The organism is Pseudomonas sp. GZJR-8 (assembly GCF_002916705.1).
GTDB lineage: Bacteria > Pseudomonadota > Gammaproteobacteria > Pseudomonadales > Pseudomonadaceae > Aquipseudomonas > Aquipseudomonas synxantha_A.
In genome coordinates this window covers 125508-152364 of sequence record NZ_JXSI01000001.1, presented here as the reverse complement: position 1 = coordinate 152364, position 26857 = coordinate 125508, and the positions used below count along the sequence as shown (strand labels likewise).

14 protein-coding genes are annotated in these 26857 nt (G+C 60.1%); 6 read left to right on the top strand and 8 right to left on the bottom strand.

All coding sequences use genetic code 11. The features are described from left to right. Positions 1–256: 256 nt before the first annotated feature. The gene (locus tag TK42_RS00590; protein WP_078820379.1) at positions 257–1678 is read right to left on the bottom strand and encodes an amino acid permease; all 1422 of its coding nucleotides are present in this window, start codon (positions 1676–1678) and stop codon (positions 257–259) included. Positions 1679–2129: 451 nt separating this feature from the next. Between TK42_RS00590 and TK42_RS00585 the strand changes: the two genes are divergently transcribed. The 3 genes from TK42_RS00585 to TK42_RS27060 all read left to right on the top strand — a co-directional run bounded on the left by TK42_RS00585 (position 2130) and on the right by TK42_RS27060 (position 16206). Continuing rightward, complete coding sequence (locus tag TK42_RS00585; protein WP_103733394.1) at positions 2130–7166, top strand: hypothetical protein; 5037 nt, start codon at positions 2130–2132, stop codon at positions 7164–7166. Between the two features lie 80 nt (positions 7167–7246). Beyond that, a complete protein-coding gene (locus tag TK42_RS00580) occupies positions 7247–10339 on the top strand; it encodes a transglycosylase domain-containing protein (protein ID WP_103733393.1) in 3093 nt (1030 codons plus the stop codon). 83 nt (positions 10340–10422) lie between these two features. After that, the gene (locus TK42_RS27060) at positions 10423–16206 is read left to right on the top strand and encodes a dermonecrotic toxin domain-containing protein (RefSeq protein WP_256584512.1); all 5784 of its coding nucleotides are present in this window, start codon (positions 10423–10425) and stop codon (positions 16204–16206) included. Here TK42_RS27060 and TK42_RS00570 read toward each other — a convergent pair whose 3' ends face one another. The 5 genes from TK42_RS00570 to TK42_RS00550 form a co-directional block, all read right to left on the bottom strand. Beyond that, the gene (locus TK42_RS00570; RefSeq protein ID WP_032881089.1) at positions 16207–16689 is read right to left on the bottom strand and encodes a CS1 type fimbrial major subunit; all 483 of its coding nucleotides are present in this window, start codon (positions 16687–16689) and stop codon (positions 16207–16209) included. It lies immediately after the preceding gene. 5 nt (positions 16690–16694) lie between these two features. Continuing rightward, positions 16695–17453: a pilus assembly protein gene (locus TK42_RS00565; RefSeq protein WP_032877587.1), complete on the bottom strand. Its 759-nt coding sequence runs from the start codon at positions 17451–17453 to the stop codon at positions 16695–16697. 59 nt (positions 17454–17512) lie between these two features. Continuing rightward, the gene (locus TK42_RS00560) at positions 17513–18757 is read right to left on the bottom strand and encodes a hypothetical protein (RefSeq protein ID WP_256584511.1); all 1245 of its coding nucleotides are present in this window, start codon (positions 18755–18757) and stop codon (positions 17513–17515) included. A gap of 19 nt (positions 18758–18776) precedes the next feature. After that, positions 18777–21299, bottom strand: a complete 2523-nt coding sequence (locus tag TK42_RS00555) for a CS1-pili formation C-terminal domain-containing protein (protein ID WP_103733391.1) — start codon at positions 21297–21299, stop codon at positions 18777–18779. Positions 21300–21407: 108 nt separating this feature from the next. After that, positions 21408–21905 carry a CS1 type fimbrial major subunit gene (locus TK42_RS00550; RefSeq protein WP_032877593.1) on the bottom strand — a complete coding sequence of 166 codons (498 nt, stop codon included), beginning with the start codon at positions 21903–21905 and terminating at the stop codon, positions 21408–21410. Between the two features lie 493 nt (positions 21906–22398). Between TK42_RS00550 and TK42_RS00545 the strand changes: the two genes are divergently transcribed. Both TK42_RS00545 and TK42_RS00540 read left to right on the top strand, forming a co-directional pair. After that, positions 22399–22908: a PadR family transcriptional regulator gene (locus TK42_RS00545; protein WP_005785185.1), complete on the top strand. Its 510-nt coding sequence runs from the start codon at positions 22399–22401 to the stop codon at positions 22906–22908. Continuing rightward, positions 22905–23672 (top strand): siderophore-interacting protein, encoded by a 768-nt coding sequence (locus TK42_RS00540; protein WP_103733390.1) that lies wholly within the window; start codon positions 22905–22907, stop codon positions 23670–23672. Before TK42_RS00545 ends, TK42_RS00540 begins: the two co-directional genes overlap by 4 nt. A gap of 1 nt (position 23673) precedes the next feature. On the opposite strand, the gene TK42_RS00535 is transcribed toward TK42_RS00540, so the two are convergent. Continuing rightward, positions 23674–24297 carry a Pr6Pr family membrane protein gene (locus TK42_RS00535; protein WP_032877598.1) on the bottom strand — a complete coding sequence of 208 codons (624 nt, stop codon included), beginning with the start codon at positions 24295–24297 and terminating at the stop codon, positions 23674–23676. A gap of 4 nt (positions 24298–24301) precedes the next feature. Beyond that, complete coding sequence (locus tag TK42_RS00530; RefSeq protein WP_003188882.1) at positions 24302–24535, bottom strand: VF530 family DNA-binding protein; 234 nt, start codon at positions 24533–24535, stop codon at positions 24302–24304. A gap of 171 nt (positions 24536–24706) precedes the next feature. Here TK42_RS00530 and TK42_RS00525 point away from each other — a divergent pair, with 171 nt between their 5' ends. Next, on the top strand, positions 24707–26725 hold the full coding sequence (locus tag TK42_RS00525; protein WP_103733389.1) for a TonB-dependent receptor: 2019 nt from the start codon (positions 24707–24709) through the stop codon (positions 26723–26725). The last annotated feature ends 132 nt before the right edge of the window (positions 26726–26857 follow it).

Sequence of the window (26857 nt, the reverse complement as noted above, 5' to 3'; positions counted from 1 at the left end):
AGTCACTCTTCAAAGGTTGCTGTCGAAGCAGCCAGCCTAGGGAATGAATTATCGTTGGAGGGGTAGATAGATAAGGGCAAAGCGATAACGCGCGTAACCGGATGCCCCGCGTTATACACAGCCACAGTGCTCGCGATATCAGGCCCCAGGGGCGGCAGGCACCTCACCGCAAATAGAGGATCGTGCAGAGAATACGGCGGTCAAAAGCCCCACCCCGCGGTAGAGCGGGGTGGGGCTTTTTGTCACAAGACACACATCAGGACGCGGAACGCACCGTCCCTTGAGCGACGGTCTTTGGCTGCAACCTGAACACGTAGAACAGCACGGTCAACACCACCAGGAACACCGGGCCCACATACAGTGCCACACGGGTATCGGGGAAGTACGCCATCAGCCCCACCACCATCACCAGGAACGCCAGCGCCAGGTAGGAACTGACCGGGTACAACCACATGCGGTACTTGAGGCCAGCCGCTTCGGCCGGGCTCAGGCTTTTGCGGAACTTGAGCTGGGCCAGCAGGATCATCAGCCAGGTCCAGATCGCGCCGAACGTGGCAATGGAAGTGACCCACACAAAGACTTTTTCCGGGACCATGTAATTGAGCAGCACACCCAGCAACAGTACGAAGATCGACAACAGCAACGCCTTGCGCGGTACGCCGTTGCTCGACGTGGTGCCGAAGGTGGCAGGTGCCTGGCCGTTCTGCGCCAGGCTGTAGAGCATACGCCCGGTGCTGAAGATGCCGCCGTTGCAGGACGACAGCGCGGCGGTGATCACCACGAAGTTGATGATGCCCGCAGCGGTCTTGATACCCAGACGCTCGAAGGTCATCACGAATGGGCTGCCCTGGGTGCCGATTTCATTCCATGGGTAGATCGACAGGATCACAAACAACGCCCCCACGTAGAACAGCAGGATGCGCCAGAACACCGAGCCGATGGCACTGGGAATGGTCTTCTGCGGGTTCTTCGCTTCACCAGCGGTCAGGCCGATCATCTCCACGCCCAGGTAGGCGAACATCACCATCTGCAAGGACATCAACACTCCCGTGATGCCATTGGGCATAAAGCCGCCGTGGGCCCACAGGTTGGAAATGCCCAGCGCCACGCCGTCATTGCCAAAACCAAACGCGATGATGCCGACGCCGCCGATGACCATGGCAATGATGGTGACGATCTTGATCAGCGCGAACCAGAACTCGAACTCACCGAACGCCTTGACCGCGATCAGGTTGATCGTGCCCATGCTGATCAACGCCGCCAGGGCCCAGATCCAACGTGGGGTGTCGGGAAACCAGACGCCCATGTACACGGCCACGGCGGTGATTTCCGCCACGCAGGTCACCAGCCACAGGAACCAATAGTTCCAGCCGGTGAGAAAGCCCGCCAAGGGGCCGAGATAGTCTTGGGCGTAACGACTGAACGAGCCGGCGACAGGGTTGTGCACCGCCATTTCGCCGAGGGCGCGCATGATCACCAGGATCGCCAGGCCGCCAATGATGTACGAGAGCATGATCGCCGGGCCGGCCATTTCAATGGCCTTGGCCGAACCAAGGAACAGGCCGACACCGATACAGGCGCCAAGGGCCATCAGGCGAATATGCCGCTCACCGAGTTCGCGTTTGAGCGGGCCGCCTTGAGCGGTCTCGCCATGGGGCAGTGGGTTGCCGACTGGCATAAAGGTACAACCTCATTTTGTTATTGGATTGTCCGTCGAGTTTGCGGGGTGCAGGCCGGTAAGCCTGTGCCCTTGTCGAAACCGGGGCCGCCTCATGGACGGACCCTTCTTGCCGGGCAAGATCAGCGGGCCGTGCAGTATAAAAACCTCGACACAGGGCCTTTCACTATAAAACACGCCAATTTCAGCGGTACCTCGCGGGAAAAAGCCGGTTTATGGAGGGGCATTAGCTGATCCCGCGTGAAAGGCCACGGGGCGAAACGGCGGCGAGTATTGCACAGCCAGGGTGCATCGTCATGCCCCTACCATCGCCCAATGGTCACTGCGAGGGGCTCTATCTCAAGGCTTTCACGCCATAGCGATACAAACCATGGAAAAAGGCGAAAGGTCCCGGTGAAGACTGCGCCCGCAACCGGCACGCTCTGTCATTACCTTCAACGAGACTTCATGGATGACTGAATTGACCACCCGGCATGAGCAGCCGACTCCATCCCAGCGTCAGGACGGCGATCGGCAAATGCTGGACACCCTAATTGCACACCTCAAGACCGAACCCTACGCTGCCGCAGACTCACTCCCGGTGCCGACCCACTGTGCACTCGGCTGCTGGCTTGTGCTCTATCGCCAAGCCCTCGGCCACCCCTCTTTCGTGGCCTGGGCCGGGCAGCGGCGTTTCAACCCGATGGAAGTGAACGTGCGCAACGGCACTCTGTATGCCAACGGTGCCACCTTCACCTATGAGGACGCCAGCGGCTGGCAGCAGCTCGCGCCGCCCATTCGGGCCATCGCCCTGATCATCGACCCGGATGCCATCGGCCTGGCCTACCCTGCCGCAAACCTGTCACTGAGCGCCCGTCAGGTGCTGCGGTTCCACGGCTACCCCCAACCGACTACGCTTGCCCAACGCGGCGTGCTGATTGACGCACTGGGTAGGACCGAACCTGCGCTCGCGGACGCGTTCGAGCGACTGAATCAGGATCTGCACGCGGCAGCCAATGCACTGCATGCACAGATCATCGAAGACGACCTGAACGAACACACATTCAACCTGTTGAGTGTGTACCGCTGCCGTTTCCCCCTGGCTGGCGGCTCGTTCTGGGCCGTGACCATGCAGACCGCCGCAACGTTACTCGGGGAGATCACTGAGCATCCGCAGTTTCTCGCCTTGACTCGCCCCGATGCACTGACCCAAGGCCTGTACGAATTTGACCACCAGCAACACTCGATCAGAGGCGCCGGCCCCTGGGGTCAACGGGTAGACATCAGCCATGAACAACTGTCGCAGCTGCCGCTGGGCGATCGCCTTGAACGCTTGCAAGCCTGCGCTGCGGCCATGAACCTGTTCGTCCATCAGGACGGCCAATTCAGCCTCGCACAGTTGCTCAGCTTGCACGACCTGCCGTTGCCGGATAATCGCGAGGCGGCCTGGGAGCTGATGGAACAACTGCAGCGCAGCGAACCGGTGACGGTGCCGCCCGTGAGTGATCTGGCGCATTCCGACGTCGCCTTGCGCCAGTATCGACAACGCCTCGAAACCACCCGGCTCGCTAGCCCCCAGCAGGGCAATTACTGGGAAGCCTTGGGTATGCCACTACCGGGTGCGCTGACCCTTTCAACCGAACAACGCGCCAAGGTGATCCATATCAGCGCCACGTTTGTCCCACAACCCAGCTCCGGTTTGTTCAACCTGCTGGCTGCCGATCTGCCGCCCGGGCCACCGGATGAACAACTGCAACAACTGCTTGCCGCTCCCCGTGCGCAGAAGCTGGCCGATTCGTTGCTCGGCGCCGTGGGCTGGTTTGGACACGCCCCCGGTGAAACGACCAGCAACGCCAGTCGAGACACATTGGTCCTTGCCGCGCTGATCCTCAGTCTCGACCCGCAGGCCGCACAAGCGCGATACACCCTCGCCGGCCTGAACCTGAACCACAGCGATTACCATGGGCATCGTTATGCAGACCTGCGCCGCTCACTTGAGCTGCACCTGATTGCGGCTGGTGTTGCTACTCCCCAAACCACGGGGTTGGCCGCACACCTGTTGCTGGCGGGTGTCGCACCGGAGTTTTTGGTGCAAGGCATCCCTGATTCGCTGTACTTCATGACTTCCCACGCCTGGATGCTGTTCAAACAAGGCGTGATGCTGGCAGAAGAGCTCGCCTGCGGGTCAACACGACAGCTGGCGTTCAGCGACATCATCGCGCTTGCCATCCAGGAGCCGGCGACGGACCAGGAACGCTTGTGGCGCGAGCATTACGCCACCGCCACTCTGATCGACTGGGCAATCGTCCACGGCGAACTGCGACCTGCACAGACCTATCGAACCGATGAACTCGACGCCATCAAAGAACGCCTGAAGGCCCGTATAAAGACTTTGCACGACGCAGCCGAAACCTTGCGCAGCAGGCTCATCACGCGCCGCAGCCTGGCCTTGAGGGACCTTAAACGCGTCTTCCCCAACCACCGCTGGCTGAAGAAAAAATGCCTGCAAGAAGGACAAGGCCCCTTTCGGCTCCCCTCCTACAGACCGACCACGGGCGTAAAGCTTCAGTCGTTGGCGGATCTGCATATGGGCGGCCACCTGCAACCCATTGACGATAAATGGCGCTCAACCGACCCCGAACTCGACCTCGCCCTGCTGAAAAAAAACTTTGGCCAGTTGCGCGATGTCAACGCGCTGTTCAGCGAGGCCGCTGGTGCTTACACGCAAAGACTCAAGGAGGCGTTTATCCGAGCGATCAGTTACCTGCTGTCGCAGTTACCACTGGCCGACCGCAAGCGCTTGCACGAGGGGGCGGTACAACTGCTCGTGGTGAGGCAAGCAGCCAGCAAGCCGCAGATCGAGGAAGGGCCCGGAGAGAAAATGGCCCGTACCGGCCGGTTCGGCTTCATCCTGCGTAGTACGGCAGTCAACACCGTCCATGACTACGAACTGTTTCCCCTGCTCAATCAAGTGCAACAAAACACCCGCCTTCCCGCCATCCTGGAACTGGGAGGCCGCCCGCTCAAAGTCACCACCGGTTCCCCCCACAGCACACGACCGATCGCGTATTTGCATGAGGGCAGTCGCCTGGCCATTGATGAGGATGCCTACTTCAAAGGCACCCCACCCACATCTGGAAGGTATTGCACCGTTATCGTGGATCAACTCTGGCATTTCGAGGGGCTCCCGGCCATTGCTAGTCCGCTGGTGTTCGACTCGCCAAGAAACCTCACATTGGCGAGCACCATCGTCAATCACCACTTTTTCATCGATATCGATACCTGGGTGGCCCAGGCCAAAGGCTTGACCACCCTTGAAGAGCGAAAAAAAAACAGCGAGCAGTTGTTAGAGGCGCTGCTGGGCTTCATACCCTTCTGGACCTGCGGCCATGACCTCGCCTCCGGGGAAATCAAACGCGTGCTCGATGGCACACTGGGCTGTTTCTTCGACATGCTTGGCCTGATCATGCCGACCAAAGGCTTCATTACCAGCGGCTGGGGCCGCCTGATCAAGCCCGCACCGGCCTACTTGAAACTGCTGCAACTGACCAGACTCAGCGCCACCTTTATCAATGAGTTGCTCAACCCACTGGAGGCGGTGCCATCGTTGGTGCGCCTGACGGCCTATGGCCTGGCCAGGTTAAACCACTCAGGCCAGCGGGCACTGGCGGGCGCACTGCGTCATGCCCAGCAACGTCTGGCCCATGGGACGCCGATGGATTACGCCCGGCTGATCAACCGCGCCGACGTCAGGCCTGGCGTTCTGATGCACCCTGAGGGGCTGACGCCTCTGTTGGCGATCAGGCGCGCCAACGCCTGGCATGCCTTTGACCCCTTCAGTGCAAGGCCGTACGGTCCCGCGCTGGAAGGTTTGCAACTGGACACCACGATGGCCGTCACACCGGTCAGCTTCGCCGACGGCTACAAGGTGCTCGTTGTAGAGCCCTTTTTTGACACGGCGCCCCTGCTCATTCAACGCGCCGACGCGACCGACTTGTTGGACCAAGGCCGCGTCTGGCGTTTGTCCCATAAACACCCCAGCCAGCTGGACGAACTCACCTCAGAGGCCCATGCCAAGCTCACCGACCACTTCGACTCGGTCTGCCCCGTCGGCAGAGCAAAGCGCAGCCCGGGGGTGCCCCTCATCTGTTTCACCAAAAGGCTGTACGCCTTTAAGGATTCGATTCATAAACGTCGAGTCCAGGCGCTCGACCATATTCGCATCCAGCCGGCGCCGATGATCGGCGGCAACAAACGCCAGTTGGTTTATTACCGAAACGTGCATGATGTCACCCCGGACTTCGACGGCTTCGAGCTGACCCCTCACCCCCAACCTTCAGCGTTGATCTACCAACAGCAGGTCAGCGGCAGGCGCATTGACAGCGAGCCGCAGTTCGGCTTGCCCGAAGACGACCTGGACAACCTGCTCACCCGTAAAACCCAAGTCGTTGAAATCGATGGGCTGGTGAACCTCATCAATGACCGCAGAACCCTTCGGGCGCTGGAGATCACCCTACCCAACACGACAACACCTTACTGGGTGGCCGAGCCCGATGTGGGTGTTTTTTACCGGACAAACGCAACGCCCAGCGGCGCCTACACCTTGCAATTCCAGCAATTGGATTTCAGCCAAGGCGGCGACGATACAGCGCTGATCAGGGCCTACTGCGACACCAAAATGCAGTTCTTGCAAGCCGGCGGGATGATTCCCGACCAACCGCTGGTCACACTGCCGACCCTCGAAGTCCTGTACCGACAGTTGAGCAAGCACGGGTTTTTGCCGAAAAAAATCGAAAATATCCGCAAAAAGGCCAGCACCCTGAGGGTCATCAAGCAGCGGGAACTGCTGCTTAACGCCTCGGACGAGGGAAGGCGCCTGGATATCAATGTGGTCTCGCGGCCGGTGCAACTGGACATCTGGCCACCCAGCTCCGCCACGGGTAGCCCGCTCAATAAATACCTCGCAGAGCAAGCCAACGTCAGCACCCAGGCGGTGGTGGATAGAACCGGCCTGAGATCAAACAACGTCGTCGGGGCGACCCCGGCTGAAATCCTGCGACTGCAAGAAGCTGAACCCGTTGTGATGTGGGAATACAGCAAGATCGGCCACCCGAACTACACCGAGGTCATTCTCAAGACCGGTGCGGGCAATTGTGACCAGATGGCCCATGTGGCGTGTGAAATGATCCGAACCAATGGTGGCGTCGCTCACGTGTGGTACTGCCGGGGTCATACCTTTGTGGTGGTGGGTACGGTCCCTTCGGGCTTGACCCAGACTCTGGATTTCCAGGGTGCCGACTGGGCGAACCTGTCTATCTGCGACCCCTGGGCATCCATTACGTGTCCGGCGCAGGACTATATACGGCAACTGAAGATAAAAATGACCGTCTGGTACCTGGAGGACAAGATGGTGTTTTTCCATGATGGCGTGAGCCGTCGCTGGGCACCGGCCAATGACCCGACCTGGCTGAACATACTGGAGACCAGCATTAAATATCCGATGCCATGAACACATTTTTCCCCCAACCGGCTACCCGCGACTAAGCTTCAGGCAAGTCCGATCAATCTGCGTGCAGGGGTCAATCGACTATGGGCGCACTGTGGCAAACCGAATCAAGCAAGGCTGCGAAACTACAAGGCAGTCCGGACCCAGCGCCTTTACCTAAAAATAAACCCCAGCCCCGTTATGTACGGCGGCTGTTCTGGTTGATCGTGCTGATGGCGCTGGTGGCCTTGGGGTTTGCCGCCACCAAAGAGATGCGCACGTCACGCCTGCAGGCCCAGGAACTCAGCCGCCTGGCCCGTACCCTCACCTACCAGGTACAACCCGGCCCCAGCGATGCCATCGCCTATCCCGGTGCCGGCCCTTTCGACCGGCGCCTGGGTTACAGCGACCTCGGCACCTTCCTGCCGCGCTTGCTCAAACGCGGCTATGTAATCGAGGCCCAGGCACGCTTTTCGCCCCAATTGATGGACTACAGCACCAAGGGCCTGTTCGTGCCCTACACGGAAAAGATCCAGGCCGGGCTGTCCATCACCGATTGCCGAGCCGTGCCGCTCTACCAGTACAAGTACCCGCAACAGTTGTATGAGAGCTTCGACGCCATTCCGCCTCTGGTGATCAGCAGCCTGCTGTTCATTGAAAACCGCGACTTGCTCGACCCCAGTCAACCCCAGGCCAACCCTGCCGTTGACTGGCCGCGCTTTGCCAACGCCGCGTGGTCGCAAGTGGCAAAGGCGCTGCATCTGCCGGGACAGAGTGCTGGCGGCAGCACCTTGGCCACGCAGCTGGAAAAATACCGCCACTCTCCGGATGGCCTGACCGTGTCGGGCACCGAGAAACTGCGACAGATGTTTTCTGCCGCCGTGCGGGCCTATCGCAATGGGCCACAAACCTTACCAGCGCGGCAGAATATCCTGCGTGACTACCTCAACAGCGTGCCGCTGTCGGCAGTGCCCGGCCATGGCGAAGTGCACGGCTTGGCCGAGGGGCTGCGAGTGTGGTACGGCGCCGACTTCAACCAGGTCAACCAGGCGCTGGTCGGCCCGGTGAATAGCGAGCAAGGTCTGGCCCTGCGTCAGGTGTTGTCGTTGATCATTGCCCAGCGCCGCCCTTCTCACTACCTGGCCAAAGGTCGGGAAGAGCTGGCCCAACTCACCGACAGCCATCTGCGGCTGCTGGCCCACAACGGTGTGATTGCCCCTGCGCTGTTGCAGGCAGCGCTGACGTCCAAGGTCAGTTATCGCGACTGGGTGCAACAACCTACAATGCAACCCATCGAGACGACCAAAGGCATCAGCATGGCCCGCGCTCGCCTCGCCGCCCTGCTCGACCGCCCGCTGTACGATCTGGACCGCCTCGATCTCTCGGCCACCAGCACTCTGCAAGCACCGTTGCAGGCCCAGGTCAGCGATTACCTCAAACGCCTCGCCGAGCCGGACTACGCACGCCAGGTCGGCCTGCTCGGCGATCGCCTGCTGAGCCCAACCAGTACCGCGCAAGTACGTTACAGCTTCACCCTGTTCGAGCTGACACCGGACGGCTCACGGGTACGTGTACAAACCGACAATACCGACCAGCCCTTCGATATCAACGAAGGCAGCAAACTCGAGCTAGGCTCCACGGCCAAGCTGCGAGTGCTGACCACCTACCTGCAAATCATCACCGAGCTGCACGACAAGTACGCCACCCAAACGAGCGCCGCACTGAAGAAAGTCGACATCGCCGAACAGGACCGCATCAGCCGCTGGGCCGTCGACTATCTGATCCAGACACCGGATAAATCCTTGGCCAACATGCTCGCCGCCGCCCTCGACCGCACTTACTCGGCCAGCCCCAACGAAGGTTTTTTCACCGGCGGCGGTATGCATCGCTTCCACAATTTTCGCAACGAAGACAACGGCCGCAGCCCGACCCTGCGCGACGCCCTGCGCGAGTCGATCAACCTGCCGTTCATTCGCCTGATGCGTGACCTGGTGCGTTTCAGCACCTATGCGGGCGCCAACAACAGCGCCGAGTTGCTCAAGGACGACAGTGACCCGCGCCGCCAGGAATACCTTGCCGACTTCGCCGACCGCGAGGGTACGACGTTCCTGCGCAAGTTCTGGAAGAAGTACCAGAAGAAAGACACCCAGGACCGCCTCGACACCTTTCTCGACGGCCTGCGCCCCACGCCGATCCGCCTGGCCGCCGTGCACCGTTACTTGTTGCCCAACGCCAGCCAGGGCAGCTTCGACCTGTTCGTGCGTGCGCACCTGAACGGCATCAAAACCAATGAGAAACTCACCGATGAGCGCCTGCAAAATCTCTACAAAGCTTACGGCCCCGGCAACTATGACCTGCCCGACCAGGGCTATATCGCCAAGGTGCACCCTCTGGACCTGTGGCTGATGGGCTACCTGCTCAATCATCCCGAGACAACCTTCAGTGAGGTGGTCAAAGCCAGCCAGTTCGAGCGCCAGGAGGTCTACAGCTGGCTGTTCAAGAGCCGTCATCAGAGCGCCCGCGACAGTCGTATCCGGACCATGCTCGAGGTCGAAGCCTTCCTCGATATTCATCAGCGCTGGCAGGCGGTGGGCTATCCGTTCGACCATCTGGTGCCCTCCCTGGCCACGGCCATCGGCAGCTCCGGCGATCGCCCGGCGGCGCTCGCGGAATTGATGGGGATCATCCTCAACGATGGCGTGCGTGCGCGAGTGGTGCGTATCGACAGCCTGCACTTTGCCGCTGATACACCCTATGAAACCCAAGTGATCAACGACCCCGCCGAAGGCAAACGGGTGATGCCGCTCGAAGTGGCGCGAGCACTGCGCGGGGCATTGTCCCAAGTGGTGGATGCCGGTACGGCCAAACGCGTGGCCGGCAGTTTCAAGCTGGACGACGGTACACCGCTGGCCATGGGCGGCAAGACCGGCACCGGTGACAACCGTATCGAAGCCATCGGCGCCGGCGGCCGGGTACTCAGTTCCAAGGCGATCAACCGCACTGCCACCTTTGTGTTCTATATCGGTGACCGGCACTTCGGCACGCTCACTGCCTTCGTCCCAGGCAGTTCGGCCCAAACCTTCAAGTTCACCTCGGCGCTGCCCGTGCAGGTGCTCAAAGGCATGGCGCCAATTCTGCTGCCGTACCTAAACCCAGGCAGCCACACGCTGTGCCAGCCCGTGGTCAGTACACACTGATAGGCAACGATAGACAATTACTGCCAGGACAGCCCCGGCGCAGGCCAGTCTGAGGGCCCGATTGACTACACCCAAAAACCACCATGACCGCGACTGCTTCCTCTGCCCCCGAAGATAAAGGCCAACACTACTCACTCATCCGAGACGCGCTCCCCAACTGGGTCAAAACGCTGTCGACGTCACGCGCCAGCGCCTTGAAGTCCAGCCGCAAAACTATTGCGCCCTGGTATAAAAGTGCCTCGCCCCACCAGCATCAATTATTGAAAACCGCGATTGCCGAACATTGGCAAACCCAAACCCTTGTCGACCAGAAACTCGCCGCGGTCACCGACCTCAAAGGCTTTGCCGAGCCGTTGTTGAAAGCCGCGCTGAAACAGCAATACAACCTCGACGTCGATGTCCGCAGCACTTGCCTGCGGCTCTATGCCCCAGCCAACCAGGCATGGTGGGTCGGAAATTTTAGCGGTGGTGTGCAAAGCCGCACGGTGTCGCTGCTGGACGCGGCACTGCACAACTTTGCCGACAGCGAGGCGTTTACCGCCGATTCGCAATTCATCACCCAGCCCGACGCCCGGGGCCATTTCGATGTCATCCCTCTGAAAGCCCGGCTGTCGATCCAGCAGTTCAAAACGCTGGTTCGCGGCCTGGACATCGGCGCCCAGTACCAACAGCACCTTGAGAACTATCTCGGCCGCACCGCCCCGGTGGTCGAAGGCGTGCTGCGAGCCCGGGTGATGCTCAATCAGCAGGCCGCCCTCAAGGTGGCTGCGCGCATGGCATTAATCAGGGGCGATATCCAGGCGTTGGATCATGCGTTGATCACAGGCTTGGTCAGGGGCCAGCAAAACCTCACGCTCGACGGCAAGGCCGCGCACTGTCATGACCTGAGCCTGATGGATGCCACCTTGACCGGCGTGGTACTGATTGCCGCCGACCTGGAAGTCAGTCGCCAGGCATCGCCCGTGATCGCCTATATCCCGAATGACCCGCAGCACCCACTCAAACGCTATGCCTCGACGGTGGAGTTCATGCAGGCACTGACCGGGCAACTGCGGCAAACCGACTACCAGCAATTCTTCAGCCGGTTTGTCGAGCATCAGTACCAGGGGCATTTTTTCAACCAGTTGGGCACGCGTTTGAGCCAGGTGAAATGGCATCAACACGCGCCCGGCGATCCACAGCCGACCTGGCGTGAAACACCCCGCGACAACCCCAACCTGCAGTTCAGCGTGACGCGTGTACGCACGCCACTGTGGGAGCACCTGTATCAGCAAAGTCTCAATAAAATCCTCAACGATGCCCGTGAACTGGCGATCGCAACCGCCTACGCCGACCGCATGGCACGTTGGGCCTGGTGGGACAATCTAGAAAAAGTCCTCTCGGACATTCTCAACGCGGCGCTATTAGTGGTGACCCCCTTCGTTCCGTTTTTGGGCGAATTGATGCTGGCCTATACCGCTTACCAACTCGCCGACGAGGTGTTCGAAGGATTGTTGGATTGGGCCGAAGGCCAGGGCATAGAGGCCATTGAACATGTGGCAGGGGTGACGGAGAACGTGGTGCAACTGATCGCGTTCGGCGCCGCCGGGCAACTGGCCCATCTTAAGCTGTCCCCCTTTGTCGAGGGTTTGAAGCCTGTGATGCTGGCTGACGGCAAAACCCGTTTATGGAATGCGGACTTGAGCCCCTATGAACAAGAAGCCGTAACCCTGGCCCCCGGTTCGAAACCCGATGCCCATGGGTTTCACTCGCACGCAGGCAAAAAAATCCTGCGCCTGGAGAACAAGCACTACGAGGTCAGCCAGGAACCCGACACCGGCCGGCACCGGATCATCCACCCACAACGCCCGCACGCCTATCGTCCCGAGGTGGTGCTTAACGGTCAGGGGGCTGTGGTGCTGGAGGGCGAAGAACCCAGGGCCTGGGACGACTCACAACTGCTCCAGCGCCTGAGCCCCATCACCGCCACCTGGCCACCTGCACGCCTGCAACAGTTATACGATATCAGTGGTACCGAACCCGGCGCGTTGAGGCATATGTACGCCGAAAACCAGGCCCCGCCGCCGCTATTGACCGATACCCTGAATCGCTTGGAACTGCGGCAGCAGATCGACGCTCTCAGCGAACCCTCCGCCGACAACGGTGAAGCCGCCTATTGGTCCGCCGACATGGTAACGCGAATGCCTGGCTGGCCGGCCGATAAAGCCGTCGCGGTGTTCGAAGCCGCCGACCTGAGCGGCGAGCCGATGCACCATGGCGCAATGCAGGCAACTCAGGAATCGACGCTGGCCATCAGCCGTGAAGCGTTATTGGCAGGCCGGCTAATCCCACGAGTCGTAGACTTTCTGGACACAACCGAGCTTACCGCTCTACTCGACAAGCCCTTGCCCGCCGACAATGACGCGCGGGTGCAAACCCTGCGTGAACAGCTGAGCCGTTACATAACCACACGCAAGGAGGACATCTTCGAGCACCTGTACGGTTTCAAACGCCAGTCAAAAAGCGCCCACGGGTTACTGCTGCAACGCCAGTTCCCCGAGCTGCCCGACACCCTGACCCAAGTGATACTGAACCAGGCCCGCCCGGCGGAAGTGCAGTTGATGAATGACGAGAAGCGTTTGCCGCTACGGCTCAAGCATCAGGCCCGGGAATTACAGTTCGAAGCGCGAACCACCCACGCCTACGAAGGTTTCTACCCGGGCAACGCGCCCACACCCGATACCGAACGGCTGCTGCTCAACGCGCTGAGAATCCACAGTGACGCGTTCGCCAACCTGCGCCTGAGCATCCGCGAGCAAGTGCCGAACGGGCAACTGCGTTGCCATGTCGGTCCGGACGAGGCAGCGACCGAGACGCTGCTGGTACGCACAGCACCAGGGCGATATGCAGTTCACAAAGCCGGCGTCGAGAATACCTGGGACCTGTATGAAGCCGTGCTGCAAGCCGTCCCCCCTGGCACCCTGGGTTTTGCGCCGGGTGATGGCGAGGCGTTGCGCCAGTGGCTCACACGCACCTTGCAACCACCCGCCGAACGCCGCACCGTGTTGGCCGAACCGCCGGTCTTCACAGTCGCCCCCCTGGAGACCCAACATCTGCTGCAAAAGCCAATGTTCAGCGCCCTGCGCCGTAGGCTGGGGCGCGCCAGCGTAGACGAGCGCCTCAAGTCGCTTTATCCGACGCTTTGCGAAGAAGATGAATTGGACCAAGCCAGCAGCGATCCGCACATAGCCCTGCTACGCCAAACCTTTCCCGAGCTGCCGCTGAGCAGCGCCAACGCCTTGCTCAAACAGGCATGGCCTGAAGAATTAAACGCAATGACGGACGAACAGCGCCTGCCCTTGCGCCTCAAGGGCCTGGCTCGAGAACTGTCCTTCGACAACAAGGCCTGCCGTGCAGTCGAAGGGCTTTACCCTCCCCTACAACCGTCAGCGCAAAGCGAACGGTTGGTACTCAATACCCTGCGCTTGCATAGCGACTCATTCAGCGGCCTGAAAATCGATATACGTGACAACAGCCCCACTGGGTCCCTGCGCTGTAGCGTCGGTGAACACGATGCACCCCAGGTGCGTACCCTGGTGCGTAACGCTCAAGGGGCTTATGAAGTATTCGATGCCGAGCCCAAGTCGCTGAATCACACAGCCGATCTGTACGAGTCTGTGCTCTGGACCCTGGCGCAGGTTCCGCAGCGCACCCCGCCCTATGCCGTCGGCGAAGGTGAACGGTTCAGGCAATGGGTGATCGAGCACAATCAGACACCGTCCGAGCGACGCCAGGCGTTGGCCGAACCGCCTGTGAGCAGGCAGCCCGCCCCAGAGGTCGAGGTACTTCTGGGTGGAGGCGCATCGTGCAAAATGAGCCGCACCGACAGCTACGACATGCAACCAAAAACCATTGAGGAGCGCATCAAACAGCTACTTCCCGCCATGAGCAGAGAGGGTATTCGACGCTTATCAAACACGCTGGGAACAATTGAAGGCGAGCAAACGCTGACGCAAATGGAGGCACAAAAACAGCAGTTATTCCATCAGCTCGATACCTACATCAAAGGCCCGACCCGCTGGGAAGGCACGCCATTGGAGTCAGAAGCACGCAAGCGTCGGGCCGTAGTAGCCATCCGTCTTTACGACGGCTGGAGCAATGGCCTGACTGTTCACCTGGACGAGAGTTTCGAACACCGAGGTGGCATCGCCCTCGATTTATTCAACACCAACATGCCCGATGAGCTACCTACCCTAAGCGTGCCGCTGAACCACATCAGCGACGTGGACCTGCGCGGTTGCGATTTTACAGACAGTCACGCCGCCTTCCTGAACAACTTCCCGCATCTGCGCGACCTCGACCTGAGCCATAACCGTATCACCCAGTTACCCGAGACTCTCGGCAACCTCAAACGCCTGCGGCGATTACACTTGGAAAAAAATGCTCTGGTGCTGGATGACTCGGCCATTGCCACGCTCAAACGCCTCAAGCGCCTCAAACAACTTGAGATGGCCGGCAACCCATTGGGGCAACCGCCGGATATCAGCCAGATGCCAAACTTGACCTTGCTGAACCTGCGCGACACACACATCAAGGATTGGCCTGCCGGGCTGGTGGGACAATCCCGGCCACGGGGGTTCCAATTGGACCTGAGCGAGAACCCGATCACCCAGTTACCCCATGTGGCGCCAGGCTCGGATGATGCCGACATCATCGCTCGTACACGCCTGGACCAGGGCAAGCTCACCTCGGACTTTCAAGACTTGCTCGCCGAATACCGCGAGTCCGTGGGGTTGGACCCGCTGCGCTTCTACGCCCCCAAAGGCGAGAGCACGCCCTGGCTCACCTACATCAAGACTGAAGAGGTTGAACGCCACCGGCAACTCTGGGATGAGATTGAAAAAGAGCCGGGCTCCCAGGGCTTGTTTGAAGTGATCAAGTCCCTTGAGGAGCCGGATGCGTTTCAAGCCGAGGAGGACCGCTTGGCCTACCAGAGCAATCACCCTGAACTGAGCCAGAGAGTCTGGCGCCTGCTCAGAGCAGTGGAAGCCGACAGCGAATTACGCGACCGCGTGTTCAAGGATACCCGCTACCCTGGATTGTGCCCCGATGCGGGCGCGCTGATCTTTCAGAAACTGGGCATCGAAGTACTCGCCAGCGAAGCCTATCGGACCAGCACATCGCCACAGGAACTGGAGGCCAGGCTGGTGGTACTGGCCCGTGGAGCCGCGCGCGATGCTTACATGGGCAAAGCTATTGGTGAAGATATCGCCCAGCGCCTCAAACCCAAAGAACAGGGGGGGAAGGGGCAGCGGCTATGGTCGCAGGTCGTCGACGGCGAGCATGGAGAGGTCGATGAGGCCGGCATTCATCTGGCCTATCGCAGCACACTGGCAGATCGACTGGACCTACCGTGGTTATCTACCCATATGACCTATCGTACCCTGGCTGACGTGACACCCGAACAGATCGAGAAAGTTGCCAACGCAGTCGCCAGGCTTGAAGAAGGTGACGGGTTGGTGAATCAGATGCTGCTGGACAACGGCTGGGAGCGTTACCTTGAGCAGCACAACCCCACCGCCAAATGGAACAATGACACCGCCTTCGACCTGAAATATGCTCAACTCGACGAACTGCAAGCGCTGCAACAGCAATACGCAGACTCGCAAGACCTGCCCGAGGCCGATCAGGAACCCCGGCGGGAAAAACTGCGCAGCTTGGCACAGGCGCTGGAGCTGGACGAAAGCAGCGTGTTATCCGGTGATCCCATGAGCTCAACCCTGTTCGATACGACACTCAACGAGTTGGGCTACCGTCACACACAGTGGCTGCGGGACCTGACCCGCGAGGCGTTGAACCGCGCGGGGCTCCGCAGGAACCGGACTTGATCAAGGCGCCGGAAAATCAAACAACAGGTGCACCGTGCCGTAATACTCGCCGCCCTTGTAACCGTCCGCCGGTTCGATGGCGGCAATTTCCAGCTCGGCGCGGCGGCCGGCACGTGCCTCGTCGGCGCTGAGGACCAGGGTCGAATCCAGCGTCAGCGGCACCCGGTTGAACAACACCTGCAGTTCGATACGGTTGCGGCCACTCAACAGGTAAGGCGTATCCCCCAGGCGCGCGGCCACCCCGCCATTTATGTTCTTCACGTCGAAGTTCTTGCGCAGGCGTCCCAGCCGGGCAGTCGCCAGGTCCCAGGCCAGCACCTGGTCCTGCCCCATCCAGTCGGGCTCGGAGGGCAGCACATAGGCTTCATGGATCGGGATGGTCACCGACACATCAAACGTGTGGCGCTCCTGGAACGCCAGCGCCCGTTCGCCCATCAGCACAGGCGCCATCAGTACCGCCAGTACCGTTAGTTGCTTGAACATAGTCATCACCCGTTACTGCTGACCGACATCGGTTTTTTGTTGCGGCCTTCGATCATCTGGAAGTTGAACTGGCGCTCCGGCTTTTTCTCGAGCACCAACTGGCGACCGGGCAGGATGTGGTGCTTGGTGGTGGCCTCACAGTCGGTCTTTTTCGCCACCGAACAATCGCGGAACTCATCGAGCACCACCACGCTGTTGCCCGCATTACGCAGGGTGTACTGGCTGCTGGTCTCGCTGATTTGCGTATCGAAACGGGTGTCCTTGGGCCTGACGAAAAACACCGTGCCGTAGCCCGCCATGACATTGACCCCGGCCGCCAGCGCGTCTTTGTACTCGGCACGCTCTTGATCGGTCACGGCAAAGTCATCTTCCTTTTCCGGTACCACCGGGATGAAGCGCACACGAAAGTAACGCTCGGTGTCGCGTTCGCCCATGTACAGCAACCGTGTGCCCTGACGCCCACCGGCCGGTACGATCAGGCGCGCCGGGCTGGCCATCAGGCCGTCGCGATTGGTGGTGCTGCCTTTGGCGTCGGTCATCGACGCGACGGGCACTTCCCGGGACGTGCCGTCGGCGTTGTAGACGATCTCCAGCACATTGACCTTGATAAACGCGGTACTGGTGCCGCCGTTGTAGACCCGCTTGAGGTAAGAGCTGCGGTCGCCGTCCAGATAGTCATAGACCACCCCAACGTTGATCGCCGGCCCCGCATAAGCGCCCAACGACATCAGGAACAGCCCCACCGCTAACACTGCATGTTTCATGTTTGATTACGCCTTATAGATTGAACCCAGCCAACGGCTGATATACGGCCAGTGCCCACTCAGACTTCTGAATCCCAGATCACCGTGACCACGCCCGAATAGGTGCTGCCCGGATGCTCGAGCATGTCTTTGACGTCGCCGCTTTCGACTTCAAAGTGCAGTTTTCCGGAGCGGTTGTTCACATAAAACACCGGCTGGAACAGCTCGGTGCCCACGCCATCCAGGCGCAGGGGCAGCTTGTTGACGGCTTGCCCGGCCTGGTCCTGCATGCCAAATGGCAGGCTGACAGCCACCTGCAACGGCACCTGGTCCCCCGCGCCGTTGCGCAAGCCACAGGTGTTGCCCACCGCAATGCTGCATTCGAGCTGCATCTTGAAACGCCCACTGGCGGAAATGACGAAGGTCTGGTCACGGAACAACCGCGCTGGCTGGCGCCCACGGTTGAGCCAGGCTTGCCAACCGCCTTCGGGTAGCAACTCGATACGGTTGCCGCCCGGCGGGAGATCAACCTTGAGCTCGTGCTCCACCGACAATTGAAAATTGAAAGTCAGGGCGCTTTCAGTCGACGCCATCACGTCACCGAAATCAAAATCCCCGCCCGGCCCGATGCTGTAAGTCAGGGAGCCCCGGTATTCGCCGCTGGCCATGCCTAGCGGGTTAGGGGTTTTGAGTTCGTAGCCGTACTCCAAGTGGTTGTAGGCCAAGCGCGGAAAAGTGGTGCCCGGGTTTACCGTACAAGCCCCCACGCCCTCCGGGACGATCCAGAAAAACAGTGCGAAATTGGCGGATGCCGCCAAGTAGTTAACCCCCTGGCAGGGAGGCGCACCGTACGTCCATAGGTAGCTCCAACCGGTCCCTCCGTTGGCCCACCCGCTGACGCCAGGAGGGCGCGGCACATCCCAACGTGTACCAATACCCGCAATGCGCATTTGAACGGTTTCAACCTCACCCGTCCCGACATGGGTCACCTGCACATCACGCCAAGATGAAGGCACTTTGAAATAGGCGCCTTTTCGCGGATCTTCATGGTTGGCCTCGATCGGCTCTACCGAGTTTGCCCTGAATGCCGGATCACGAATACTGAAGGTATTCAGCGCCTCACACCTGGCTGGTACGTGCCACGCACACACGCCACTGTGGGGCGTGGTGTTCTGAAACTTGTTGACCATCGGGTTCGACGGGTCAGGACGAAACACCGCCGTGATGTTTTGCACCAGCGCATGCGCAGGCAGGCTCATGCTGACCAGCGCCAGCGCGAACGCACACTGCTTCAAGCCTGTTCTTGTTGCGTTTTTCACGTTCATAAAAATCCAGTCCATGCCATCAACCAGCGGTTTCGGCGTTGTGGGTCGCTTCTGCGAGCGTGTCCTTGGTGCAGCGCAAATCGCCGATCATCAACACGTCACTTTCATTCGGTGCGTTAGCAGGATCCAGGCGGAACTGACAGAGCAACTGGTTTTGGTAGCGCACTTGCAAGGTGGGTGCGCTGGAACTCATTTCCATCGAGAAGAACCCGTCCACTTCGCTGACTCCACGGCTGGCATGGTTGATCACGTGATGGCCCTTGAGCGGTGCACCACGTTCATCCAACAAGCGGCCGAGCACGGTGACGGTTTTCATCACGGTGATTTTCCGGTAGTCCACGCCGCCTTTGTTCAGGTGATAGCTGGCGCGGGTCGGCTGGATATTGGCGGCTGGCGGGTGATTGCCTTCAAAATCGAAGCTCACGCTGCTGCTCTTGTAGGCCGAGACCGGCACGTAGTTGCGCCCGGGCCGCAAGATGGCGCCGCCACCGCCCAAGTCGTCGGCGCGCAGAGCGATTTCATCGAGGTCGGTTTCCACGTCGATGATCATCCCGGCACCGTTACCCTGGTATTGGCTGCTCAGCAGCATCTTGCCGGCACCGGCGACAAAGGTGCTGTTGAGGTTCAAACCGCCACTCAGGTCGCCATTGAAGGAGCTGCGCTGCACAAAGCCGTCGCCACTGAACGCGTCTGTAATGAAGCTGGCCATGCCCGACAGGCCGACACCATAGGTATCGGTGATCGCTGTCGCCGAGACGCTTTGCAGCGCGTGGTCGGTGAGGTCCTGGCGCAGGGTCACCGAAGCGTTATTGTCGCGCCCGCCATCACGGGCGGTGCGGGTGCCGATGCTGCCGGAAATCTGCCGGCCATCGCGGCCCAGGTTCATGCTGACGCTCACGTCCACGCCGCGATTGCGCGCATCGTTGGTGCCAGCGCTACCGGGCCGATCGAACACCGAGAAGCGCCAGTTGGCATCGCTGCCGAACAGGTTGTCGTGGCGGCTCCAGCCCAGGTCCAACCCCGCGCCCTCGATATTGCCCTCACTGTGGGACAGGCGCATGTTCAGGGTGTTTTTCGCGTCGAGGCGGTGGTTGACCGACAACGCGGTGTTGCTGGCCTCACCCACGAAGGTATTGCGGCGCAGACGCGTACCGTCCGGCAGTGTTTCGTAGGTGTCACGCGTGTCTAGCCAGCTGCGGTTATGGCTGAACACCAGGTTGGTTGAGCCCAAGGTGTAGAGCCCTTGCAGGTCCATGCCGGTGCCATGTTCCTGGGTCTGGTACAGGTTGGCATAGACGCTGGTGTTGTTGGCCACCGTCCAGTCCATCGACCCGCCGTACTGGAGTTGCTCGCGCACCTGGCGGGCCGACAGGCCAAGGATCACGCGCGGGTGTACCAGATAGTTGAGCGACGCACCGGCCGTCATTGCACCCGAAGCCTGTTCGTCCCAGTTGCTGAACAACTTGGTCTCGCGCCCGGCGAACAGGTTGTAGCGCCAGCGGTCTTCCGCGTTGCGCCAGTTGCTGGGCTTGTACACCAGCTCCTGGGTGGTGCTGGTGGTGAGGCCGTCTTCCACCAGGCGCACTTCCACTTCATAGATGCCGCCGGGCAGTGGCCGTGTATCGAGGGTTTGCAGGCCCGCCGCTACCGCCTGGGTATTGATCAGCAAGCCGTTGCGGTAGATCTCCACCGCCGCTTGACGGTTGGCGGTAACGTAGATCGGATACACGCTGGGCTTGGAATTGTTAATGGCCAGGCTGTCGGAGCTGCCGTACATCAGACCCAACGCCGTATCGGGGCTGGCGCCGAAGCTGCGCAGTTGACGGGTCAGGCCGTCGGAATTGGGGGTGAAGTGACCCAGGCGGAAAAATTGCCCTTCGAGTTCGCGCTGGGTGTACAGCTCGTGAATCGCGTGGCGCATGGGTTCGTTGTCGCCACTCTGACGCGCCAGTTGCAGGTTGAATACCTGGCTCCAGTTACCCACGCTGGAACTGGCTTGCAAGCCATAGCGACCGCCCAGGCTGTCTTCCTGGCTGCCGTTGAGGTTGAGCTGGTTGTTAATGATCAGCCCCAGGCTGCCGCCTTCGGGCTGGTCATAGAAACGCGGAATGTCGTCACTGCGTTCGACGTCCTGGGTGAGGATCGACAACTGGGAGTTTTCCAGGTTGTAGAACGCCGAGATCATTTTTTCCGGGCAGGCCTGGGTGCAGGCGCCCAGGGCCACGCTTTTTTCCAACACGGCTTGCCAGGTATCACGGGTAGCGGCCGGGACTTTGCTGTCGCCGGTGTCGGTAAATTCGAGCAAGGTCACGCGATCATCCCGTGACAGCACAATCAGAGCCTCGCCCAGCGGTTGCTGGTCAAGGTCCACACGCACCGCCAACGGCACGTCGAAAAAGTGATCACTGAAACCTGCGGGCAGACCTTGGGCCTGGGTAATCAAGCTGCCAGGGGTTGCAGCGCCGGAGGCAGCGGGTGCAGCCAGCGCACTCGTACACATCAACAGCGCAAGCGCAACCGCGATAGGCGTCATCGGAAACATGAACGGATACCCTGAATGCCAAGAGATAAAAAAATCAGGTCGGCGGACAGAGAAGGGAATCAGCCGACCTGCAAGTGAATGCCCGTGATTAACAGGCACTCATTGGCATCACAGGGCTGGCAGTACGGCGTCGAATACCACCGGAATGGTGGTGGTGTAGGCACCGCGCTGAGTCGCCGTAGGCTTGGCGGCAGCGATGCGCATTTCCGCACCCACGCCTGGGGTGGAGTCGGCTTCGTTGACCACTTCCTGTGGCGTGCCGGTGAGGGTCACCCCGTTGAGGGTGGTGGTAACCGGGATGTTCTGCGCGGCATCACCGTTGAACAGCACCGCCGGGCCACCTTCGATGTAGGCGGCAACCGAACCGTTGGTGTTCTTGATGTCGTAGATGGCGCTCAGGGGAGCCAATTCACCGCTGACCAGGTTGTAGGTCATGGTCTCGTCACGGCCCCAGTTCGGATCACGCGGCTGGGCGTGGAACACGGTGGTCGGGATGTTTGCCTTGAGGTTGACGGTGTGGCTGGCTTCACCGGCAGCGATAGCGGTTACCGAGGAAGACAGCGCCAGAACAGCCAGGGGAACAGCAACAGCAAACTTCTTGAACATGGTCAATACCTGTAGTTGACAACATTGATTGGTTCATTGCCAAGGAGATCCCCAACAACGAATTACATTGCCGATTAGTTGGAACAAACAATGCCAAACAATGATCAATCGAAACTATAGGCAGGTATGCAGGCGCATTCCAAAATGAGCGTAGCCCTTGTAAACAGCGGTTGAGCGAAAAAGATGGCATTTCGCCAAAACTTTAAAATTATCCGTAGGAAACAGGCTACACACTTAAAAACACGATAAAGAAGTTACTGTAAGACACAGACCACACCAACTCAAAAGCATCTCCACAACCACGGGCCAGATAAGAATTCGAGTCATGACTCTAATTAAAGTTATAACTCTATAAATAGAAAAGATCCAATCGGACTTGTTTCACTTATGACCGAAACCCGTGCCTACCCCGTTGACCGTTGGTCGCCAAGGACTACCATTTCAGCAAAGATATATCTTAAGTTATATCTAAACCTGTTCAGAGGACTTGCGCATGAAACACGAGCATCGCGGCGAATTTGAAAAACGCGGCGGCCGCGGCCCACGGGTATTCGCCCCCGGCGACCTGAAGCTGCTGCTGTTGTCATTGATCGCCGAGCAACCTTGCCATGGCTACGACCTGATCCGCCGCATCGAGAGCCTGTTCGACGGCGCCTACAGCCCCAGTCCCGGCGTGATCTACCCCACCCTGACCTTTCTTGAAGAGAGCGAGCTGATCAGCGGCGACGCCGATGGTGGAAAAAAACGCTACACAATCACCGACGCCGGTCGTCTCTTCTTAAGCGAACAAGCCGTTGCCCTGGATGGCGTGCGCATGCGCCTGGATGTCAGCAAGCGCTCGCTGCGTGGCCACGACCGCCCACCCCAGATCCATGAGGCGGTGCACAACCTGCGCCACGCCTTGCATTCGCACAACGGGCACTGGAGCCCGGAAGAAATCATTCGTGTCGCGGCGCTGCTCAATCGCACCGCTCAAGCCATTGCCGACGGGACAGACCAATGAACACACAAGCCATTCATCGCGTGACCCACGAAATCAAACGCCGCCGCCTGGAAGTTCTGCGGGTGGTGGACATCACCCCGCGCATGCGCCGCATCACACTGGGCGGGCCTGAGCTGGAGGGCTTTATCAGCCTGGGCAGCGACGATCACATCAAGCTGCTGTTCCCGCAGAACGCCGCCGAGCAAGCAGCGCTTGAAAGCCCGACGTTCGCCATCAAGGGCGACGGCCCGCAACCGGCCATGCGCGACTACACGCCACGGCGCTACGACCTGGAAACCGGCGAGCTGGATATCGACTTCGTGCTGCATGGCGATGGCCCTGCGTCCACCTGGGCCGAGCAGGCGCAGGTCGGGCAGCACCTGTATATCGGTGGGCCACGGGGCTCGATGATCGTGCCGGACATTTTCGACAGCTACCTGCTGATCGGCGACGAAACGGCCCTGCCCGCCATTGCGCGGCGTCTGGAGGAGTTGCCCGCTGGGCGCAAGGTGCTTGCGGTGATTGAAATCGCCGATGCGGCGGAGCAACAGACGCTGCAAAGTGCGGCCGATGTGGAGGTGATCTGGGCGCTGCGTGGCCACGATGACCTGCTTGAGGTGGTACAAAACCTGACGCTGCCCGACGGCACGCTGTACAGCTTCGTGGCTACCGAAACCAGGTTGTCGCGCCAAGTACGGCGGGTGTTGCTGGACACCCACAAAGTCAATGAGGAATACCTCAAGGCCGTGGGTTACTGGCGCGCCGACGGCAGCCCGCAAGAGTGAGTCAGGGCCGGGGCTTGATGAATTTATCCAGCCCCACCATCACCAACGCTATCGCCACAAACCCCGCAAGAATCCCCCCGGCATTCACAAACACTTGTGGATAACCGAGGCGGTCCACATCGATGAACGGGTACTGATATTGCCCAAGCAAATGCCCACGCATCAGCACATACGCGAAGTACATCAATGGGTAAATCACCCAGGCGCCGATGTGCTTGAGGCGCAAAAAACCCTTGGGCACACAGCGCCACCAATAAATCAGAAACAGCAACGGCATCACGTCGTGCAGCAATTCATCGGCGATAAATTGAAAGCCTTCAGGGCTCCACAAATGCCGCAGCAGCAGGTTGTAGGCCAGGCTTACCACCACAATGCTCACGGCGACTCCACTGCTGATGTGAGGTGCCAGGAAAAACCGTTTGCCGGCTGACTCCCGGTTGACCCAGGCATAGCTCAACACCACCACCACCAGGGTGTTGGTCAACACGGTGAAGAAACTGAAAAAACTCACCAGCCCACCCAGCAGGCTGGCTTCAATGGACCAGCGTGAATAAAGGATCAGGTACTGCTGGATCGCCAACCCCACCCAGCCGGCAAGCGCCGCCGTCGCGACAAAACGCTTCATGGGTTCAGTCCAGCGGGCGTTTGGTGCGCATCAGCTTGACGTACAACCCTTCGACTTTTTCCCGCGCCCAAGGCGTCTTGCGCAGGAAGGTCAGGCTCGACTTGATGCTCGGGTCGCTCTTGAAGCAGCGGATATCAATACGTTCGGCCAAGCCGCTCCATTCGTAATGCTCCACCAGGGTGGTGAGCACGTGTTGCAGGGTCACGCCGTGGAGCGGGTCGTTGCTTGTCGCGGTCATGCCGGGCCTTTTGCAAAAAGAGGAAACACAGCCGCGCACCTTAGCCGACGAGGCGTGCAGGTGGAAGCATCGCATTGAATATAGCCCGCCAGGAAAAGTTCCCCTTCCAGACGAAAAAAGAGATGTTATATTGTAACTATATCTATCAGACGTTTTGCCTAGGAATATCCGATGTCCCTGCCTTCTCTCTGGCGCTTGTCCCCTCTCGCCGCCGCCTTGTTGATCAGCTCACAAGCCTATGCCCTGGAACTGCCCCCCCAAGTCGTCACTGGCAACCCGCTGGGTAGCGAACAATTGGCCTCGCCCACCACTGTGCTGGAAGGTGATGAGCTGACCCTGCAACAAAAAGGCAGCCTCGGCGAAACCCTGAACAAGCAGCCCGGGGTGTCATCGTCGTATTTCGGCCCAGGCGCCAGCCGCCCGATCATTCGCGGCCAGGATGGCGACCGTATTCGCATCCTGCGCAACGGCGTGGGGGCGCTGGATGCGTCGTCGCTGTCCTATGACCACGCGGTGCCGCTGGACCCGATCAATGTCGACCGTATCGAAATCGTGCGCGGCCCCGCAGCACTGCTGTACGGCGGCAGTGCCATCGGTGGCGTGGTCAACACCTTCGACAACCGCATCCCCACCGCGGCCATCGAAGGCATCCACGGTGCGGGGGAACTGCGCTACGGCGGCGCCGACACCACCCGCAGCAGCGCGGGCAAGCTGGAGGCCGGCAACGGCACATTCGCCTTGCACCTGGACGCCAATGCGCGGGAATTCAATGACCTGAAAATCCCCGGTTATGCGCGCAGCCGCCACGCGCCGGAGAGCGAAAACGGCCCCGGCAAAAACGGCCGCCTGGGTAACAGCAACGGGCGTCAGGACGGCGGTGCGGTGGGTGGTTCCTACACCTGGGATGATGGTTACGCGGGCCTGTCCTACAGCAACTACGACAGTAATTATGGCTCCCCCGCCGAGCAGGATGTACGCATCCGCATGAAGCAGGATCATTACGCCTTTGCCTCCGAAATCCGCAACCTGCAGGGCCCGTTTACCTCGGTGAAGATCGACGCGGGCTACACCGAGTATCAGCACCGCGAAATTGAAGGCGGCGAAACCGGCACCACCTTCAAGAACAAAGGCTATGAAGCCCGAGTGGAGGCGCGTCACCAGCCCATCGGCCCGTTCGACGGCGTGGTCGGCGCCCAAGTGACCCGCAATGAATTTTCGGCCCTGGGTGAGGAAGCGTTCGTACCGCAGACCGATACCAACGCTGGCGCCCTGTTTATCCTGGAAGAGATGCAAGCCACCGAGCGCTTGAAACTCAGCCTGGGTGCGCGCCTTGAGCACACCAACGTCGACCCGGATGGCAAGGGCAATGCGCGCTTTGCCACTGCGGATAAATCCAACGACTTCACCGCAGGCAGCCTGTCGTCGGGTGCGGTCTACACGCTTACGCCCACCTGGTCGGTGGCTGCGACGCTGGGCTACACCGAGCGCGCCCCGACCTTCTACGAGCTGTATGCCAACGGTGCCCACGTCGCCACCGGCACCTATGAATTGGGCGACGCCAACCTGTCGAAAGAAAAAGCCGTGTCCAGCGACCTGGCCCTGCGTTTTGACAATGGCACCCATAAGGGCAGCTTTGGCGTGTTCTACAGCCGCTTCTCCAACTACATCGGTTTGCTCGGCACTGGCCGCACTTTGAACGACGAGGGTGAAGAGGATGCTGGCGGTATTCCGGAGTACGGCTACTCCGGCGTACGTGCGCGTTTCGCCGGTTTCGAAGCCCAGGATCACTGGAAGCTCGGCGAAGGCGCCTACGGCAAGTTCGCGCTGGAACTGTCGGGCGACTACACCCGCGCCACCAACCTGGACAGCGGCGAAGCCTTGCCGCGCATTGCGCCCCTGCGTTTGAACAGCGGCTTGCTGTGGGAACTGGATCGCTGGCAGGCACGTATCGATGTGGAACATGCTGCGGGCCAAGGGCACGTGCCGGATAACGAGAGCGGCACCGATGGCTACACCACTTTGGGAGCAAGCGCGGGGTATCGCTTCAACGTCGGTGGCAGCCAATGGCTGGCGTTCGTCAACGGTGAAAACCTGACCAACCAGACTGTGCGCTACGCCAGCTCGATCCTGCGCGACATCGCACCGGCACCGGGGCGCAGTGTGCAGTTCGGCATCCGCACCACCTTCTGACCAACACCGAAAACCCTTTGTGGGAGCAAGCCCCCTCCCACATTATTAGCCAGCGACTATCTGTCACTGTTACCAAAACTGAAATGATGCATCTTGCGATTCACCCTTTCTCAAAACGCCCCGCCGCATTAT

Excerpts from the sequence above, each read along its gene's own strand:
- TK42_RS00560 (WP_256584511.1), bottom strand. The coding sequence starts at position 18,757 with ATGAACGTGAAAAACGCAACAAGAACAGGCTTGAAGCAGTGTGCGTTC.
- TK42_RS00590 (WP_078820379.1), bottom strand. The coding sequence starts at position 1,678 with ATGCCAGTCGGCAACCCACTGCCCCATGGCGAGACCGCTCAAGGCGGC.
- TK42_RS00535 (WP_032877598.1), bottom strand. The coding sequence starts at position 24,297 with ATGAAGCGTTTTGTCGCGACGGCGGCGCTTGCCGGCTGGGTGGGGTTG.
- TK42_RS00570 (WP_032881089.1), bottom strand. The coding sequence starts at position 16,689 with ATGTTCAAGCAACTAACGGTACTGGCGGTACTGATGGCGCCTGTGCTG.
- TK42_RS00580 (WP_103733393.1), top strand. The coding sequence starts at position 7,247 with ATGGGCGCACTGTGGCAAACCGAATCAAGCAAGGCTGCGAAACTACAA.
- TK42_RS00530 (WP_003188882.1), bottom strand. The coding sequence starts at position 24,535 with ATGACCGCGACAAGCAACGACCCGCTCCACGGCGTGACCCTGCAACAC.
- TK42_RS00525 (WP_103733389.1), top strand. The coding sequence starts at position 24,707 with ATGTCCCTGCCTTCTCTCTGGCGCTTGTCCCCTCTCGCCGCCGCCTTG.
- TK42_RS00565 (WP_032877587.1), bottom strand. The coding sequence starts at position 17,453 with ATGAAACATGCAGTGTTAGCGGTGGGGCTGTTCCTGATGTCGTTGGGC.
- TK42_RS00555 (WP_103733391.1), bottom strand. The coding sequence starts at position 21,299 with ATGTTTCCGATGACGCCTATCGCGGTTGCGCTTGCGCTGTTGATGTGT.
- TK42_RS00585 (WP_103733394.1), top strand. The coding sequence starts at position 2,130 with ATGACTGAATTGACCACCCGGCATGAGCAGCCGACTCCATCCCAGCGT.
- TK42_RS00545 (WP_005785185.1), top strand. The coding sequence starts at position 22,399 with ATGAAACACGAGCATCGCGGCGAATTTGAAAAACGCGGCGGCCGCGGC.
- TK42_RS00550 (WP_032877593.1), bottom strand. The coding sequence starts at position 21,905 with ATGTTCAAGAAGTTTGCTGTTGCTGTTCCCCTGGCTGTTCTGGCGCTG.
- TK42_RS00540 (WP_103733390.1), top strand. The coding sequence starts at position 22,905 with ATGAACACACAAGCCATTCATCGCGTGACCCACGAAATCAAACGCCGC.
- TK42_RS27060 (WP_256584512.1), top strand. The coding sequence starts at position 10,423 with ATGACCGCGACTGCTTCCTCTGCCCCCGAAGATAAAGGCCAACACTAC.